Here is a 16,786-nt window from a genome sequence, read left to right as displayed (position 1 = left end):
CCCGACTAACGCGCAGCATTTAGATGCGCAATCGCAATAATAACCTCTGTTGCTTTTTCCATGGATTCAACAACAGCAAACTCATGTTTTCCATGGAAATTCTCGCCACCAGTAAATAAGTTTGGAGTTGGCAATCCCATGTAGGATAAACGTGAGCCATCTGTACCTCCACGTACAGGTTCAATAATGGGTTCGAGACCCACAGATTTCATTGCGTCTTTTGCAAGTTCCACAACACTCATATCTTCTTCAATAATATTACGCATATTGTAATATGAATCACGTGTTGCAACATTAACTGTACCATTTCCGTACTTATTATTTAATTCATGTGCAATTGTATCCATAAGTTTTTTTCGTGCTTCAAATTCATTTTTGTCATGATCACGAATGATGAATACCATGCGCGCATCTTCAATCGTTGTTTGCATTTCTGTTAAGAGGAAAAATCCCTCATAACCTTCAGTATGCTCGGGACGATCTGCCGCTGGTAATCCTGCAAAGTATTCATGTGCAACTACTGCTGCATTGATCATTGTATCTTTTGCTGAACCTGGGTGCACACTTACACCTTTTATCGTAACAACTGTTTCGGCAGCATTGAATGTCTCATATTCCATTTCACCCAATCCACCACCATCAACGGTATACGCAAAATCAGCATTGAATCCCTCGACATCAAAAGAATCAGCGCCTGTTCCAATTTCTTCATCAATTGTAAAGGCCACACGGACGTCACCATGCGTAATTTCCGGATGATCGACAAGATACTCCATCGCAGTCATAATCTCCGCGATACCCGCCTTATCATCAGCGCCAAGAAGGGTTGTGCCATCCGTAACCACCAAAGTTTTTCCAACATGGTTTTTGAGGCTTGGAAATACATCAACTGCAGTCACAATGTTCAACGACTCATTTAAGACAATGTCTTTCCCATCGTAGTTTTCAATAATGCGAGGTTGTACATTTTCCGAATTATAATCTGCGGTATCCATATGGGATATGAAACCAATCGTGGGAACTTCACCATCAACATTTGATGGAAGGAGCGCTGTAACGATACCATATTCATCGACTTTTACTTTCTCAAGACCAATTCGAACACACTCATCGTATAAGATTTTCGATAAATCAAATTGGATTTTCGTGGACGGAACACTCACAGAGTTTCCATCAGATCGTGTATTTACTTTTGTATAACGTACTAAACGTTCAATTAATGTTTCTTTCATCATTGATACCTCTTCTAATCTGTAGTTATTTTACCATACTTAGGGCTTGAAATGAAAAAAAGCCTGTTCCTTTTTGGAACTAAGCTTCTTTTTCCTCAATAACTTCTTGGGCAAGATCGGCAACAGTTTCTTCAGCCGACTTACTAATTTCATCAAGTGCATTAATTGTCTTGGCAACATGCTTCTTATTATTTTGGTTTAGATAGTAAGCTGCAGCACCTGCCGCTGCTCCTAAAATCGCTAATGGAAAGATTTTCTTCATACTGTATCCCTCCCTTTCATAACTCTATTTTACCACAAATTTACAATCAACAAAAGTGAACCTATCGGAATCATTATGGTAACTGATGTGAAGCATGATAATTTAGACAATTAACTCACGCATCCACATCTTTTGAATTCATTGCATCCAACTTTTCATGAAGTGAGTCTAAAGACGCTTTCATTGCATCGTGATTCTTTTGAATTGTTGTTACCTTCTTGTGAACTACAACACCTGAACCCGCAGCAATTGAAGCACCTAACGCACTTAGAACATTGGTATAATTCCCCAGAATGAGCTGCGTCATACTTGAAGGTGCCCAACTTACAATTGCAGGTACAACTGATGTAACGACTGGAAAGACAACAAGGTAGAAAAATAGAAATAAATAGATAAATATTGATACGCGGCTTGATAGCCATCGTGGTATTGCGTCAAAAAAACGTTGCATGCGTTCGCCTTCTTTCTAACTTTATTCAAATGTAAGTTCCATCAATTCTTGTATGGAATCGGGTTGGTCACAATCAGTTGCAACAATATTATATCGCACATAAGCACACACCTTACAAATGTGTTTCACTTGATATCCTTTTTTACTGTGGTAACGATAGGACACAGGTCTCATGAGTCCAAGACACCTGCTTTTACGATCTCCTGGTTTGCAATCTACATGTTTTGAATGCAGACACAAAGGGCAGTGATTTCGATAGCTTCCATTATTCAATGCTTTAACTTCTAACTGGCAATTCTCGCAGATAAAACTGCAATTCTTTAATACTCGCACGAAGTGAGTCCTCCTATATTAATTGACTTAATATAAGTGAACAGGACTTCCGTTTATTCTTGAGTGTCGGCTTGATTTAAAAGATCGTCATTCACCGCATATGCGATTACTTCTGGTTCCAACTTCAGGTTTCCCATCCGGACCTCTGCATGCTTTGAATTGTACATGCCACTGTAACACAGCCTCTGCCATGTTCCACCAGTATCGGTTATTAAATCTCACGACCTATGGCGTCGTCTCCTAGCTAGCGTGCGAATTTCTGTTTATAATTTATGTTCATTAGGCCTCCTTTTGATTGTATAAATATAATTGAAATGCATTAGCAAATCCATTTTCATTATTACTTCCCGTAACATACATCGCTTCCGAAGCGACTTCAGGTTTGGCATTACCCATGGCAACGGATATCCCCGCAACGCGAAGCATTGATATATCATTGACATCATCCCCAATTGCAAAAACTTCGGTTAATGGAACATTCAAATGCTGGCATAATTCAGTCAGAGCAATTCCTTTTTCTGCCCCTTTATTTGTTATCTCATAATAGTTCTTTGAAGACATCGGATATGCTACATCCGCAATCACATCCAATTCTTTCAACAACCGTTTTAACTTATGTTTTGAAAGCGAGAATACTTGAATTTTCTCGACTTCGGTTTGATGCTCACGAACATACTTGGCAGGATTATGAATAAATCGATTGTGGAGAAAATCTCCGTGGAAAAACACACGGCGTACTGTCTTTTGCAACCATGTCGAATCGTAGCATTCATTTTCAATATGCAAAGAGGTCCATAAACGATACGGACGGATGATATCCAAAACCTTGGCAGCACGTTCAGGACTGAAAACTGTCTTCGCTAGCGTCTCACCTGTTTTTAAATTTGTGATTACAGCACCATTTGAAGATATCGCATAGTCACAAATATTCAGGGCTTTAATTGATTTTGGAATACCATCGAGGGATCTTCCAGTTGTTGGCACAAGAATATAACCGTCATCATGCAGTTGTTGCAAAATACGGAGTGTCGACTCCGCCACTCGGCGATTTTTTTTTATGCTTGTACCATCAATATCAAACGCAATTAGTTTCATTAGGATTCCCCCATTTATCTCTAATCATAAAGAAAAACTTGTGCGAACACAAGTTTTAATGTTGTTTTAAGAGTAAGTATGCTGCGTATTCAACGGGATGCTCACTGGCCACAAACTCATAATCATCGTTCAATGCATGAAGTAGTGTTTCACGAACACGTGTGTTGTGTAAAAGCACACCACCACCGAATGCAATCTTGGTTTTTCCATTGAGTTCGAAGTTATTCGCAAGTTCAGCAAGTTCCAATCCTGCACGTTTGAATACATCATCAACGTGAGGGCTTTCTAAATTGCCAACGATGCCGCTAAATTGCGCCACCCATGTACGATAATCTTCTTTGTTCTCATTGGCGATACCGATAAGATCATAGGCTTCTTGAAGTTCAAAATGACTCATGATTTCATCATACAAACGTGTTCGTGGTAAACGACCATCTGCTTCCTTGGTAAACGCCTCTAAAATACGTTTTCCAATCCAGAATGCTGAACCTTCATCTGCTAAGAGATAACCGAAGCCACCGCGACGTTCCTCAACACAATCGTGTTTGCGAAATGCAATGGATCCAGTTCCAGAAATGATGTATACACCATCATTATGGTTCAAAGCCGATGTCATGGCGAACATTGCGTCATTCATAATAAGCGCATTGGGAAATACATTCCAGATTGCAGATTCAATTTTTGTGCGGACTTGTTTGTCTTCACCATAACCGGCCGTTCCAATTGCAACACCAACTTCATCAAAATTAAATCCCTTTGATTCGAATTCACTCTTGATTTCGCCAAGTACATTTTGGATACCACCAAATCCGACACGCATAAAGTGAATGCTATCGCGATCAATACGTTCGACATTATTTCCGTGTTCATCAAACATTAGGAAACGTGTGTGCGTACCACCAGCATCAATTCCTAAGTAATATTTCATAGTGTAAACTCAAATTTTTGCCATGGCTTGATTTTGTCGAGTAAGAAAATTTCCTCAGCGACAACATGCCCGACAACATTTGATTTACCTGTATTTTTCATGTCTTTCTTTGCAATATTTAATTCACCTGCATAGTGTCCAAAGTCATCACTTTCGATAACAATATCGCCACGCTTGATCATCTCTGGTGCGTTGAATACTGGGAAACCTTGTCCCTTGTATTTTACACGAGACATTGTTGAACGCAATAAGTAATCACTTACGTCTCCACGGTTGAAGTGTGGCTCTTCCAGTACAATTTTCTTCATGAGTTCTGGGATGCCATCAACAAGCTCAACGGCAAGGTTGAGTTTTGTTAAGTTGATTTTCTTCACTTCTTCAAGTTCTGCATCACTTGGTACAAAGTTTGAGACAATAATATCATCAAGAATGTTACGAGCGATGTAGTCTTTGATTTGAACATGCATTGGAAGTCCACGGTGTGATTCCAATGTAACCAAACCATAATCAACAGGCCATGGTCCGTAAGCTTCTGGGTTCATGCTTGCAACGAAAGCTGCTGAACGAAGACCATATTTAGTGAATCGTGTTGTACAGTTTACAAAATGCTCTTCAGTGAGGCCAGAATATGGGTGTGGATAAAAGTTATGACAAGCGATTAAGTTATATTGATTGGGTTGGAAATCCATAATCGTATCGATGTAATTTGTATCATTACTCATGTTAATTTCAATCTTTAAGTCAAATTCGTTGAATGTCATCATTGCTTCTTGTGCGCCACCAAATCCAGCGTCCAAGCGAATTCCATCTGCACCAATCTCATGAAAGAATGTGAGGTCATCATAACTAATTTCTAAGTCCTTAAAGACTTTTGGACTCACGTCAACAATGATTTCAAATCCATATTCTTTCGCAAAAGTATTGATATCAATAAATTCAGCTTTGATTTCTTCACGTGGTTTTTCCACTGATAATAAGCATGAAAAAATACGTGAGAATCCTGCATCTGCAGCCTTCACAATATATGCTTTCATTTCTTCAACAGTTGATTTATCGGGGTAAATCGAAATTCCTAATTTTCTCATAATATCTCCTTTTAGAATTTGTACCTACAACTTTAGTTTATCGCAACATTATAGTGTTGTCAAACAAGACTAGACGAAGTAGATTTGGTAGACCCAGAAGTACGAGATAAAGCCAGTCAAAATGGCAATCAACGCAAATAAAATCCAGTATCCACGAGTGTAACCTTTATTGGAATCAATAAAGAATAAGCAACGGCATACGACGAATGCCGAAGTGAGTGCAATCAAAATTACGCGCAATGGGTATAACTGCAACCCTAGTGAGTCGAGAAGTAACTTTGGAATAAGTGTTGATGCTAAAATTCCAAAGATAATAAAGAGCGAGCTCTTGAATGATATATTTGTAAATGATTTGTTTTTTTCAAGACGTGGTGCTTTCATGGTAACTCTCCTTCTTAAGAAAAGGCCTTGCTATAAACAAGACCTTTACTATTATAACAAATTTATATTAGATGTCTGCATTTTCTTCAAGGACAAGCTTGTTGTCATAAATCTTGAAGAATGGGAAGTAGATTAAGAAAGCAATGATAATCAAGACAATGCTCAATACTGCTGCTCTCCAGTCTCCACCTGTTGCAAGGTATGCCCCAATAGGTCCAGGCAATGTCCATGGTGCCGTAACGACAACACGGTTAACAAGTCCCATTGATGTAACGATCCAAGCAATAATTGCAAGAACTGTAGGTGTTAAGATGAACGGAATAATCAAGATTGGGTTAAGCACGATTGGTGCACCAAAGATGATTGGTTCGTTGATGTTAAACACTGCAGGAATGAATGCTGTTTTACCAAGTGATTTAGCATATGCTGATTTTGCAAAGAATGCCATCGCGATTGCTAAACCGATTGTAGCTCCTGATCCACCAATCCAAATAAACCATTGGAAGAACGGCTCTGCACCGATATGTGGTAATGCTGTTCCAGCAACACCAGCTTCAAATGCTAATGAGTTAGCATCTAATAATTGTAACCAGATTGGACGTGCAATTGATCCGATGATTGAAACACCGTGAATACCAAATGCCCAGAAGATTGTTACAAGTAATACTTGAATAATAACTGATGGCAATGAATCTGTTGCTGATAACAATGGTTTGACCAAGTTACCAATGAATGAGTGCCAGTTAAATCCTAACCAGTAAGTAATTGTAGCCATTAACAATAAGATGATTGCTGTAGGTACTAAAGCTTCAAATGAACGTGAAACTGAAGCAGGTACTTGAGGTGGCATTGAAATTTTGAATCCTGATTTATCTGTGAAACGGAAAATTTCAACAGCAAGGATTGCAGTAATAATACCAACAAACATACCACCACCACCAAGGTTCGCCATTGGCAATACCCATCCGGCAACACCTAAGTTAAGTGTTTCAACACCTTGTGCTGTAAGCATACCTGCTTCAGCAAGTGCTGTAGTTGCAGGAATGTTAATTGGTGTGAATGTTAATAAGAATGCAGCAGTAGCCAAGATACCACCTGACAATCCGTCAAGGTCATATGATTCAGCCAAACTATGTCCAATACCGAAAGTTGCGTACAATGTCATAATAGCCATTGTTAAACGGTAAGGTAAAACGATTGCAGGTGCATTAGCCTTTAAGAAAATTGTAATTCCCCAGTTTTCAGGCAATGGCGGATTTCCTATAATTAGGAAAAACGAACCCACGATAATTAATGGTAATGTCGCAACAATACCATCACGGACTGCTCGCAAATGTCTCTGGTTCGCAAGCTTTGTCATTGGTGCAGATAATTTCTCATCAATGATCTTTACAAATGTATCCATTTATTCTCTCCTCCTTGATACGACGTATCAGTACCTATAATTTACCCCAAATTGTAAGCGATGTCAATTATATTTCATTAATTCACATAATGAATTGAAATATTATTTCCGTAAGCCATTTCAGCCCATTAATTGGCCTTTGTCATATCAATCGTTTTCATAATAACAGATACATTTTCTCATGTGTATTTACATGACCATAAAATTTAGTGCAAACAAAAACCCTCATTTCTGAGGGTTTATAATCGATTAAACGAATTCAATAACTGCCATTGGTGCAGCATCTCCACGGCGCATTTCAGTTTTGATTACGCGTGTGTAGCCACCATTGCGGTCAGCATATTTAGGACCGATTTCATCGAATAGCTTTTGTAAAGCTGTTTGTCCTGTTTTTTCATCAGCAACAACATTGAAGACAATGCTTGCAGCTTGACGACGTGCGTGTAGGTCACCACGTTTTGCTAGTGTAACGAGTTTATCAGCAACTGAACGAAGTTCTTTTGCTTTCATTTCTGTTGTTTCGATACGACCATGAACGATCAAGCTTGTTGAAAGGTTACGGAGTAACGCTTTACGGTGAGCTGAGTCACGACCTAATTTACGGTTTCTCATCTTATATCCTCCTATTCAAATGATTTAAAGCCAAGTCCAAGATCATGGAGTTTGTCTTTAACTTCTTTTAATGACTTTTTACCTAAGTTACGGATTCGCATCATTTCTTCTTCTGTCTTGAGGGTTAACTCTTCAACAGTTTGGATACCTGCGCGTTTTAGGCAGTTATATGAACGAACTGAGAGATCAAGATCTTCAATCATCATCGTTGCCATAGGGTTCTCGACACCTGAGACATCCGGTTTGATGACGGATTCGCTTTCATAAACTGAGTCTTTGATTGCAACAATTTGCTCCAAGTGATCCATTAAAATTTTTGAACCAAGTGACACAGCAACTTGAGGTTGGATTGCGCCATTTGTCCAAATTTCTAAAATTAAGCGATCGTACTTGGAATCTTGTCCAACACGTGTTGGTTCGACAAGGTATTTAACTCTTTCGATTGGAGTATAAATAGAATCGGTAAAAATCGTGCCAATCCCTTGGGATGCGTTTTGATAGATAAGTTTATTCTCATCTGAACTAACATAGCCACGACCGTTACGAGCTTTAAGCTCCATCTCAAGAACAGCACCTTCCGCTAAAGTAGCGATGATGTGTTCTTTGTTTAAGATTTCTACATTTGTAGGGCATTCGATGTCAGCTGCGGTAACAACTTTCGGTCCTTTTTGTGAGATACGTAAAGTATAAACTTCATCGTCTTCAATATTAAGGACGAGGTCCTTCACATTAAGAACAATACCAGTTACATCTTCTCCGACTCCAGCGATTGATGTAAACTCGTGGTATACACCTTCAATTTTAATTGAATAAACCGCTGCGCCTGGTAATGATGAGAGTAGTACGCGTCTTAAGGCGTTTCCGATTGTATTACCGAATCCTCTTTCGAGGGGTTCGATAACAAACTTACCGTAATTTGCTGTTTCATCAAATTCTTTAACTTCAAATTTCGCACGTTCAAACTTGTTCATCTATGAATACCTCCTGGTTTTTTCTAGTTTAAAAATACTATCCACGTGGACGTTTTGGTGGACGGCATCCGTTATGAGGAACTGGTGTAACATCATTGATGACACTAATTTCTAATCCAGCTACTTGTAATGCACGAACCGCTGATTCACGACCAGGTCCAGGTCCTTTAACACTAACTTCAACTGCTTTCATTCCATGATCAACTGCTGCTCTTGCTGCGGCTTCTGAAGCCATTTGAGCTGCATATGGTGTTGACTTACGTGAACCCTTGTATCCAAGAGCTCCAGCACTTGACCAAGCGAGAACATTTCCTTGTTCATCCGAAATTGTAACGATTGTGTTGTTAAATGTCGAATGGATGTGAGCTACTCCGCGTGCTATATTCTTGCGAACGCGACGTTTACGAGCTACTTTTTGCTTTGCCATTTACGTTTTCCTCCTATTTAAGATTATTTCTTCTTATTCGCTACAGTACGACGTGGTCCTTTACGTGTACGAGCATTTGTTTTTGTACGTTGTCCACGAACTGGTAATCCACGACGGTGGCGAATACCACGGAAGCTTCCGATTTCCATGAGACGTTTGATGTTAAGGTTGACTTCACGACGAAGATCCCCTTCAACTTTGATTGCTTCTACTTCACGACGAATTGCGTTAACTTGATCTTCTGAAAGATCTTTAACACGGACGTTCTCATCGATTTCTGTCTTTGCCAAGATTTCTTGGGAAGTTGGTAAACCGATTCCGTAGATATATGTTAATGAGACTACTACACGTTTGTTACGTGGAATGTCAATTCCTGCTATACGAGCCATTAAATGACGTCCTCCTATCCTTGTCTTTGTTTGTGTTTTGGATTTTCACAAATAATCATTACTCTACCATTGCGTCGAATAACTCTACATTTTTCACACATTGGTTTTACAGATGGTCTTACTTTCATTAGTATATCCTCCTAAAACTATCTTATTTATGTCTAAATGTAATGCGCCCACGTGATAAATCGTAAGGCGAAATCTCTACAGTCACGCGGTCTCCCGGTAAAATGCGAATGTAGTGCATACGGATTTTACCAGATACGTGAGCTAAAATTTCATGACCATTACTGAGTTCCACCTTAAACATTGCACCTGGCAATGTATCAAGAACTACTCCATCAACTTCAATTACGTTTTCTTTGCTCATGAGTGTTAAAAAGCCTCCTTTGTTCGGGTTAGTATTTCATAACCATTTTCTAAAACGAGAACAGTATGTTCATAATGCGCTGTCAGTGATCTATCTTTCGATACAACATTCCAACCATCATCAAGAACTTCTGTCTTATTGGTACCGATTTGAACCATCGGTTCAATTGCGATTACCATATTTTTACGTAGTAAAGCGCCTTTACCTGGCACACCGACGTTGGGTACAAATGGTTCTTCATGCATCGACGTTCCCAAACCATGGCCCGAGTACTCCACAGGGAGTCCAAATCCATACGGCTCAACAACCGACATAACTGCATGACCAATATCACCAACACGATTACCGGCAACAGCGGCTTCAATTCCTGCAAACAATGAATCTTCTGATACTTGAAGTAAGACTTTCGCCGCTTCACTTATCTCACCAACTGGATAGGTCCACGCATGATCACTATAGTAACCTTTGTAAACTGCTCCAACATCAATTGTAATGATGTCACCATCTTTGAGGATTATATCTGAACTTGGGATACCATGAACTAATACTTCGTTAACTGAAGCACAGATTGAACCGGTAAATCCATCAAAACCAAGAAACGCTGGCGTTGCACCTTGACTTAGAATATAACGATGAGCAAGATCATCCAAATGTTTTGTAGAGACACCCGGTTTGATCGCAGCACGGACAACTTCTTGCGCTTCAAAGGCAATGCGTCCCGCTTCTCTCATTAAATCTAATTCACGTTCAGACTTGGTTGTAATCATTTAACCGCCTCTAAAATGTTTCTAATGTCGTCCATGACCTTCTTTGCATCTTGTGATGCATCAATATCACGAACTAAACCTTTTTCTCTAAAATATTCGATTGAAGGTTCTGTTTGTTTGGTATATTCTTCAAAACGAACAGCTAATTTCTCTTCAGTATCATCAACACGTTGATACAACGCACCACCGTCGATGTCACAGACACCTTCGATTTGTGGTTTGTGGAAGTCAACATGATAGATAGCACCGCATGTCTTACAGATACGACGACCTGTAATTCGTTTTACGAGTTCTTGATAATCAACAACAAGGTTGATCACCAAATCGATTGGGCGATTAATTTCTGCTGCCATTTCTTCGATTGCATGCGCTTGACTCAAATTACGTGGATAGCCATCTAAGAGATAACCATTCAAGCAATCGTCTTGCGAAATGCGTTCTTTAACCATACGATCGGTAACACTGTCTGGCACAAGTTTACCGTTATCCATGTATGACTTTGCTTCTAATCCAACAGGTGTTTCGTTTGCGATTGCTTCACGAAACATATCCCCTGTTGAAATATGGACAACTCCATACGCTTCAACAATTTGTGCCGACATTGTTCCTTTACCGCTACCAGCAGGACCCATTATTAATAAATTCATAGTTCCTCCTAACGGTTGAATAAACCTTTGTATGAACGATCACGTTGTGTTAATCGTCCTTCAAGTTCTTTCACTGTCTCTAAAGCAACACCAACAACGATGATAATACCCGTTCCACCAGGAGCTGTTGATGCAGGAATTGCACCATTAGTGATCATTGGTAGTAAGTGAGGTAGTACCGCAACGAATGTTAGGAAAATTGCTCCCAATACAGTAATGCGATTTAAGATTGTACTAATATATGTTTTCGTATCTTTTCCAGGACGAACGCCAGGAATGTATGAATTATTCTTAGCAAAATCTTCTGATATTTTCTCAGGATCAACTTGCAAGTGAGTGTAGAAGAACGTGAATGCAATCGTTAAGAGAGCATACAGTGTTAATCCCACTGGATGATTTGTTGTAAAGTAGGTGCTCAAGAATGTGTAAACACTTCCTTGATTAAACCAACTTAAGGCAATAATCGGTGCTTGCATAATTGCTCCAGCGAAAATAACTGGAATAACAGAAGCAGAGTTAATCATTAATGGTAAATGGTTCATTCCACTACCACGTGCTGTTCCGCTTACGTTTGATGTGTATTGAATTGAAATCTTACGCACTGCATTGTTCATGAATACAACGAGAATGATAATTGCGACGTATGATAACGCAAAGAGCGTGAACCATAACCATCCCATTGAACCACCGTTTGTAACCATTGCTGCATATGCACTTGCGAATGATTTTGGCATTGCCGATACAATACCAGCAAAGATAATGAGGGACATCCCGTTACCAACACCCTTAGCGGTGATTTGATCACCAACCCAGAGTAGGAACATTGTTCCAGCTGTCATGACTGTTCCCATAAAGAAATAGTCAACAACGTTAGTACTTAAGAGAATGTTATATTGTGAGTTAAAAACGTAGAGAATACCAATTCCTTGGACATACGCTAGTATAACTCCCAAGTAACGTGTAATACGATCAATCTGTTGTTTCCCCTTTTGTCCAGATTTTGTAAGTTCCGTTAAGTACGGAATTACATCCATTGACAAGAGTTGAATAATGATTGACCCAGTAATGTATGGACCCACACCAAGAGCGAAAATCGACAATTGTTGTAGTAAACCACCACCAAGAATATTAATCATTCCAACTAGCGTATTAGACTCTAATGATGAGACCATCCCCGAAAGCTTAGCGCTATCGACGTTAGGAACAGGTACAACTGTTCCTAAACGATAAAGTAATAGCATAGCCAGTGTGAACATGATTTTTCTTCTGATTTCTTTGTTTTTAAAAATATCAGTAAATAATCTCATTAGATCACCTCTGCTTTTCCACCCAATTTTTCAATACTTTCAATTGCTGATTTTGAGAATGCGTTCGCTTTAACAGTTAACTTCTTCTCTAACTCACCTTGACCTAAGATTTTTACACCGTCAAGTGTTTTGTTAATAATACGTTTTTCAAGTAACATTTCGATTGTTACTTCGCTACCATCTTCGAATACATTCAATGATGATAAGTTTACAACTGCATGCTCAACACGGTTAATGTTTTTAAATCCACGTGTAGGAATACGTTTGTAAAGTGGTGTTTGTCCACCCTCAAATCCTAGTGCAACACCACCGCCACTACGAGCATTTTGCCCTTTGTGACCTTTACCTGATGTTTTACCAGTTCCTGAACCGTGTCCACGTCCGATACGTTTACGATCTTGACGGGCACCTTCATTGTATTTAAGTTCATGTAATTTCATAAAGGCCTCCTTCTATCGTACGTCTTCGACTTTAATTTCTCTTAATGAAGCAACTTCATTAACAGTTTTCATTGTTTTTAATGCTTCGAATGTTGCACGAACCATGTTAATTGGTGTGCGTGATCCGATACATTTTGTTAGAACATCTGTAACACCAGCTAATTCCATGACGTCACGGATTGCTCCACCAGCGATAACTCCAGTACCTTCAGTTGCAGGGCGTACGAATACTTCCCCAGCACCAAATTTACCAGTGTTAACATGTGGTAAACTTCCGTTAACCATTTCAACTTTGATTAAGTTTTTCTTAGCTGCTTCAACACCTTTGCGGATTGCATCTGGGACTTCGTTTGCTTTACCCGTTCCAAATCCAACACGTCCTTTTTTGTCGCCAACGACAACTAGAGCTGCAAAGCGGAAACGACGACCACCTTTAACGACTTTAGTTACACGATTGATGACAACAACACGTTCTTCAAATTCTTGTTCACGTGGTTCTCTTCTCGGTTTACGATTCATCATGCGCCTCCTTCTTAAAACTCTAGCCCGGCTTCGCGAGCTGCTTCAGCAAGTGCTTTAACACGTCCATGATAGATATATCCACCACGGTCGAATACTACTGCTGTAATACCTTTATCTTTTGCTAATTTAGCAACTTCAGCACCAACTTTTGTTGCTGCTTCGACGTTTCCGCCATTTTCAAGTTTTAAATCAATTGATCCTGTTGCTGCAAGGGTTACTTGAGCGACATCATCGATGATTTGTACCGAAATGTTTCCATTTGAGCGATACACGCTAAGACGTGGGCGTTCTTGCGTTCCACTGACCTTACGACGAACTCGAGCATGACGACGCACGCGTTCTTGATTTCTAGATAATTTTTTTGCCATAATTCAATTTCTCCTTTCCCACTATTTCTTAGCTGCAGTTTTACCCTCTTTACGACGGATAACTTCATCTTTGTATTTAATCCCTTTACCGAGGTAAGGTTCTGGTTTACGAGTTGCACGAACGTTTGCGGCAAATTCTCCAACCATTTGTTTATCAATTCCACTAACAACAATAACTGTTGCAGATGGTACTTCCACTTCAAGGCCTTCATTGACTTCGAATTCAATTGGATGTGAGTATCCAACATTCAAGACTAATGTGTTTCCTGACTTAGATGCACGATACCCGATACCAACAAGATTTAATTCTTTCTTGAAGCCTTCGTTTACACCCTCAACCATGTTGTTGATAAGTGAACGTGTAGTACCATGAATTTGTTTTACTAATTTTGTATCATTCGGACGAGCCACATTGACTTCGCCTTCAGCGACATCGATTGTGTAAATTGGATTGAACTGACGTGTTAAAGTTCCCTTGGGACCTTTAACTGTCACCTCATTACCAGCTTTTACATTAACTTCGACGCCAGCAGGAATGGTAATCGTTTTATTTCCGATACGTGACATTGAGTATCTCCCTTCTTACCAGACGTAAGCTAACACTTCGCCACCAACATGTTTTTGGCGCGCTTGTTTATCAGTTAGCAAACCTTCTGATGTTGTAATGATAGCAATTCCGAGTCCATTAAGAACACGAGGAACTTCATTACTCTTTGTGTAAACACGTTTTCCTGGGCTTGAAATACGTTTCAATCCGCTAATTACGCGCTCACCATTTGGACCATATTTAAGAACAACAGTAATGCTCTTCTTGTATCCTTCTCCGTTAACTAAATAGTCACGGATAAAGCCTTCTTCTTTTAAGATTCTAGCAATTTCTACTTTTTCTTTACTTGCTGGGATTTCGACAATATCGTGTTTTGCTTGAATAGCATTACGAACACGTGTGAGGAAATCAGCAATTGGATCTGTTACATACATCTGAAAAGCTCCTCCTTTTACCAGCTTGCCTTACGTACGCCTGGAATTTGCCCTTTATGAGCTAATTCACGGAAGCGAATACGTGACATACCATATTTACGTAAATAACCGCGAGGACGACCATCAACTTTATCGCGATTGTGCAAACGAACAGGTGAAGCGTCTCTAGGCAATTTTTGTAGCCCAATGTAGTCACCATCAGCTTTTAATTGTGCGCGCTTTTCAGCATAACGCTCAACAACTGCTTGACGTTGTAATTCACGAGCAATCTTTGATTTTTTAGCCATTAGTTACCCTCCTTTTTGAAAGGCATTCCTAACTCTTTTAATAGAGCGAAGCCTTCTTCATCAGTTTGCGCTGTAGTAACGATAGTGATATCCATACCACGCACTTTGTTTACTTTATCATAATCGATTTCTGGGAAAATTAATTGTTCTTTAACTCCCATTGTGTAGTTACCACGACCATCGAATGATCCAGCATTGATTCCACGGAAGTCACGTACACGTGGTAATGCAACTTTAATTAGTTTTTCTAAGAAGTCGTGCATTTTTTGTCCACGAAGTGTTACTTTCGCACCAATAGGCATTTCTTCACGAAGTTTAAAGTTCGCGATCGATTTCTTAGCCTTTGTAATAACTGGTTTTTGTCCTGTGATGATTGTTAGATCTTCAACAGCATCTTCTAAGTATTTAGCGTTGCTGATTGCTTCTCCAACACCCATGTTGATAACAATTTTTTCAAGTTTTGGAACTTGCATTACTGAAGTATAGTTAAATTGTTTAACTAAGGCTCCAACAACTTCTGTTTTATATTGTTCTTTTAGATTCATTTAGCTATACCTCCTTATTTAACGACGTTGCCTGATTTTTTATAGACACGTACTTTTTTACCTTTTTCATCTTTGTAACCTACACGAGTTGGAGCTTTCGCTTTTGGATCGTATAGCATTACGTTTGAAACATGAATCCATGCTTCTTGTTCAATAATTCCACCATCTGGGTTGATTTGGCTTGGTTTCATGTGTTTTTTAGCTAACGCTACACCTTCAACTTTAACCTTATCTAATTTAGGTTTAACTTCGATGACATCACCAATGGTACCTTTATATGATCCAGTGATTACTTGAACTTTATCGCCACGTTTGATTTTCATAAAAGCCTCCCTATAACACTTCCGGAGCTAATGACACAATCTTCATGAAGTTTTTTTCACGAAGCTCGCGAGCTACCGGTCCAAAGATACGTGTTCCTTTTGGTGTCATATCATCTTTTAGGATAACAACTGCGTTGTCATCAAATTTGATGTATGATCCATTACCGCGACGAACACCGTACTTTGTACGAACTACTACCGCTTTAACAACATCACCTTTTTTAACTGATCCACCAGGAATCGCTTCTTTAACCGTTCCAACAACGATATCACCGATGTTAGATGAACGACGGAAGCTTCCTCCAAGGGAGCGGATAACTAAGATTTCTTTAGCGCCTGTGTTGTCAGCGACTTTACATCTTGATTCATTTTGTATCATCTTGACAACCTCCTACAATACAACGGCTTTTTCGATTAAACGAGTAACGCGGAAGTATTTTGTAGCTGATAATGGACGTGTTTCCATAATCTCTACTGTATCTCCAACTTTAATCTCATTGTTTTCGTCATGAGCCTTGAATTTTTTTGAATAATTAACACGTTTTCCATATAATGGATGACGTTTTGATGTTTTGACTTCAACTACGACCGTTTTGTCCATTGCATCAGATACAACGGTGCCACGGTAAACTTTACGTTTGTTTCTTTCCATTGCTGT

Annotated in this window: 28 protein-coding genes; all 28 read right to left on the bottom strand. The window is 39.4% G+C overall.

Going from position 1 to position 16,786, the window contains the following annotated elements; genetic code table 11:
- Positions 1 to 5: 5 nt before the first annotated feature.
- A complete protein-coding gene (gene pepT, locus G7062_RS05725; RefSeq protein ID WP_166066079.1) occupies positions 6 to 1,232 on the bottom strand; it encodes a peptidase T in 1,227 nt (408 codons plus the stop codon).
- A 79-nt stretch (positions 1,233 to 1,311) separates the two neighbouring features.
- Complete coding sequence (locus G7062_RS05720) at positions 1,312 to 1,494, bottom strand: hypothetical protein (RefSeq protein WP_166064966.1); 183 nt, start codon at positions 1,492 to 1,494, stop codon at positions 1,312 to 1,314.
- 115 nt (positions 1,495 to 1,609) lie between these two features.
- On the bottom strand, positions 1,610 to 1,945 hold the full coding sequence (locus G7062_RS05715; RefSeq protein ID WP_166064964.1) for a hypothetical protein: 336 nt from the start codon (positions 1,943 to 1,945) through the stop codon (positions 1,610 to 1,612).
- A gap of 21 nt (positions 1,946 to 1,966) precedes the next feature.
- Complete coding sequence (locus tag G7062_RS11610; RefSeq protein WP_166064963.1) at positions 1,967 to 2,278, bottom strand: RNHCP domain-containing protein; 312 nt, start codon at positions 2,276 to 2,278, stop codon at positions 1,967 to 1,969.
- A gap of 279 nt (positions 2,279 to 2,557) precedes the next feature.
- A complete protein-coding gene (locus G7062_RS05705; RefSeq protein ID WP_166064962.1) occupies positions 2,558 to 3,373 on the bottom strand; it encodes a Cof-type HAD-IIB family hydrolase in 816 nt (271 codons plus the stop codon).
- 55 nt (positions 3,374 to 3,428) lie between these two features.
- Positions 3,429 to 4,301: an N-acetylglucosamine kinase gene (locus tag G7062_RS05700; RefSeq protein WP_166064961.1), complete on the bottom strand. Its 873-nt coding sequence runs from the start codon at positions 4,299 to 4,301 to the stop codon at positions 3,429 to 3,431.
- The gene (locus tag G7062_RS05695) at positions 4,298 to 5,386 is read right to left on the bottom strand and encodes a DUF871 domain-containing protein (protein WP_166064960.1); all 1,089 of its coding nucleotides are present in this window, start codon (positions 5,384 to 5,386) and stop codon (positions 4,298 to 4,300) included. The genes G7062_RS05700 and G7062_RS05695 overlap by 4 nt, the downstream gene beginning before the upstream one ends.
- A 69-nt stretch (positions 5,387 to 5,455) precedes the next feature.
- Entirely contained in the window at positions 5,456 to 5,767 is a 312-nt protein-coding gene (locus G7062_RS05690; RefSeq protein ID WP_166064959.1) for a hypothetical protein, read from the bottom strand.
- A gap of 67 nt (positions 5,768 to 5,834) precedes the next feature.
- Positions 5,835 to 7,172: a PTS sugar transporter subunit IIC gene (locus G7062_RS05685; RefSeq protein WP_166064958.1), complete on the bottom strand. Its 1,338-nt coding sequence runs from the start codon at positions 7,170 to 7,172 to the stop codon at positions 5,835 to 5,837.
- Positions 7,173 to 7,421: 249 nt separating this feature from the next.
- Positions 7,422 to 7,784, bottom strand: coding sequence for a 50S ribosomal protein L17 (rplQ, locus tag G7062_RS05680; RefSeq protein ID WP_166064957.1), 363 nt, complete (start codon positions 7,782 to 7,784; stop codon positions 7,422 to 7,424).
- Between the two features lie 11 nt (positions 7,785 to 7,795).
- Positions 7,796 to 8,755 (bottom strand): DNA-directed RNA polymerase subunit alpha, encoded by a 960-nt coding sequence (locus G7062_RS05675; protein ID WP_166064956.1) that lies wholly within the window; start codon positions 8,753 to 8,755, stop codon positions 7,796 to 7,798.
- 37 nt (positions 8,756 to 8,792) lie between these two features.
- On the bottom strand, positions 8,793 to 9,182 hold the full coding sequence (gene rpsK, locus G7062_RS05670) for a 30S ribosomal protein S11 (protein ID WP_166064955.1): 390 nt from the start codon (positions 9,180 to 9,182) through the stop codon (positions 8,793 to 8,795).
- A gap of 23 nt (positions 9,183 to 9,205) precedes the next feature.
- A complete protein-coding gene (gene rpsM / locus G7062_RS05665) occupies positions 9,206 to 9,571 on the bottom strand; it encodes a 30S ribosomal protein S13 (protein WP_166064954.1) in 366 nt (121 codons plus the stop codon).
- A 14-nt stretch (positions 9,572 to 9,585) separates the two neighbouring features.
- Positions 9,586 to 9,699, bottom strand: coding sequence for a 50S ribosomal protein L36 (gene rpmJ, locus G7062_RS05660; RefSeq protein WP_016357297.1), 114 nt, complete (start codon positions 9,697 to 9,699; stop codon positions 9,586 to 9,588).
- A 23-nt stretch (positions 9,700 to 9,722) separates the two neighbouring features.
- Positions 9,723 to 9,941, bottom strand: coding sequence for a translation initiation factor IF-1 (gene infA, locus G7062_RS05655; RefSeq protein ID WP_003775226.1), 219 nt, complete (start codon positions 9,939 to 9,941; stop codon positions 9,723 to 9,725).
- 5 nt (positions 9,942 to 9,946) lie between these two features.
- Positions 9,947 to 10,708 (bottom strand): type I methionyl aminopeptidase, encoded by a 762-nt coding sequence (gene map / locus G7062_RS05650; protein ID WP_166064953.1) that lies wholly within the window; start codon positions 10,706 to 10,708, stop codon positions 9,947 to 9,949.
- A complete protein-coding gene (locus G7062_RS05645) occupies positions 10,705 to 11,355 on the bottom strand; it encodes an adenylate kinase (RefSeq protein ID WP_166064952.1) in 651 nt (216 codons plus the stop codon). The genes map and G7062_RS05645 overlap by 4 nt, the downstream gene beginning before the upstream one ends.
- 8 nt (positions 11,356 to 11,363) lie before the next feature.
- Positions 11,364 to 12,662 (bottom strand): preprotein translocase subunit SecY, encoded by a 1,299-nt coding sequence (gene secY, locus G7062_RS05640; protein ID WP_166064951.1) that lies wholly within the window; start codon positions 12,660 to 12,662, stop codon positions 11,364 to 11,366.
- Positions 12,662 to 13,102 (bottom strand): 50S ribosomal protein L15, encoded by a 441-nt coding sequence (gene rplO, locus G7062_RS05635; protein ID WP_166064950.1) that lies wholly within the window; start codon positions 13,100 to 13,102, stop codon positions 12,662 to 12,664. Before rplO ends, secY begins: the two co-directional genes overlap by 1 nt.
- A 12-nt stretch (positions 13,103 to 13,114) precedes the next feature.
- Entirely contained in the window at positions 13,115 to 13,621 is a 507-nt protein-coding gene (rpsE, locus tag G7062_RS05630) for a 30S ribosomal protein S5 (protein WP_166064949.1), read from the bottom strand.
- Positions 13,622 to 13,635: 14 nt separating this feature from the next.
- Positions 13,636 to 13,992: a 50S ribosomal protein L18 gene (gene rplR / locus G7062_RS05625; protein WP_166064948.1), complete on the bottom strand. Its 357-nt coding sequence runs from the start codon at positions 13,990 to 13,992 to the stop codon at positions 13,636 to 13,638.
- A 21-nt stretch (positions 13,993 to 14,013) separates the two neighbouring features.
- Positions 14,014 to 14,559 (bottom strand): 50S ribosomal protein L6, encoded by a 546-nt coding sequence (gene rplF / locus G7062_RS05620; RefSeq protein ID WP_166064947.1) that lies wholly within the window; start codon positions 14,557 to 14,559, stop codon positions 14,014 to 14,016.
- A gap of 15 nt (positions 14,560 to 14,574) precedes the next feature.
- Positions 14,575 to 14,973: a 30S ribosomal protein S8 gene (gene rpsH / locus G7062_RS05615; RefSeq protein ID WP_166064946.1), complete on the bottom strand. Its 399-nt coding sequence runs from the start codon at positions 14,971 to 14,973 to the stop codon at positions 14,575 to 14,577.
- Between the two features lie 17 nt (positions 14,974 to 14,990).
- Positions 14,991 to 15,260: a 30S ribosomal protein S14 gene (gene rpsN, locus G7062_RS05610; RefSeq protein WP_166064945.1), complete on the bottom strand. Its 270-nt coding sequence runs from the start codon at positions 15,258 to 15,260 to the stop codon at positions 14,991 to 14,993.
- The gene (gene rplE / locus G7062_RS05605; RefSeq protein ID WP_166064944.1) at positions 15,260 to 15,805 is read right to left on the bottom strand and encodes a 50S ribosomal protein L5; all 546 of its coding nucleotides are present in this window, start codon (positions 15,803 to 15,805) and stop codon (positions 15,260 to 15,262) included. Before rplE ends, rpsN begins: the two co-directional genes overlap by 1 nt.
- A 14-nt stretch (positions 15,806 to 15,819) precedes the next feature.
- Entirely contained in the window at positions 15,820 to 16,128 is a 309-nt protein-coding gene (rplX, locus tag G7062_RS05600; RefSeq protein WP_166064943.1) for a 50S ribosomal protein L24, read from the bottom strand.
- Between the two features lie 10 nt (positions 16,129 to 16,138).
- A complete protein-coding gene (rplN, locus tag G7062_RS05595; RefSeq protein WP_166064942.1) occupies positions 16,139 to 16,507 on the bottom strand; it encodes a 50S ribosomal protein L14 in 369 nt (122 codons plus the stop codon).
- Positions 16,508 to 16,519: 12 nt separating this feature from the next.
- Complete coding sequence (rpsQ, locus tag G7062_RS05590; protein WP_166064941.1) at positions 16,520 to 16,780, bottom strand: 30S ribosomal protein S17; 261 nt, start codon at positions 16,778 to 16,780, stop codon at positions 16,520 to 16,522.
- Between the last annotated feature and the right edge of the window lie 6 nt (positions 16,781 to 16,786).

Origin of the sequence: Erysipelothrix sp. HDW6C (assembly GCF_011299615.1) — a bacterium.
Taxonomy (GTDB): Bacteria; Bacillota_I; Bacilli_A; order Erysipelotrichales; family Erysipelotrichaceae; genus Erysipelothrix.
This window is presented reverse-complemented; position numbering and strand designations above follow the sequence as displayed.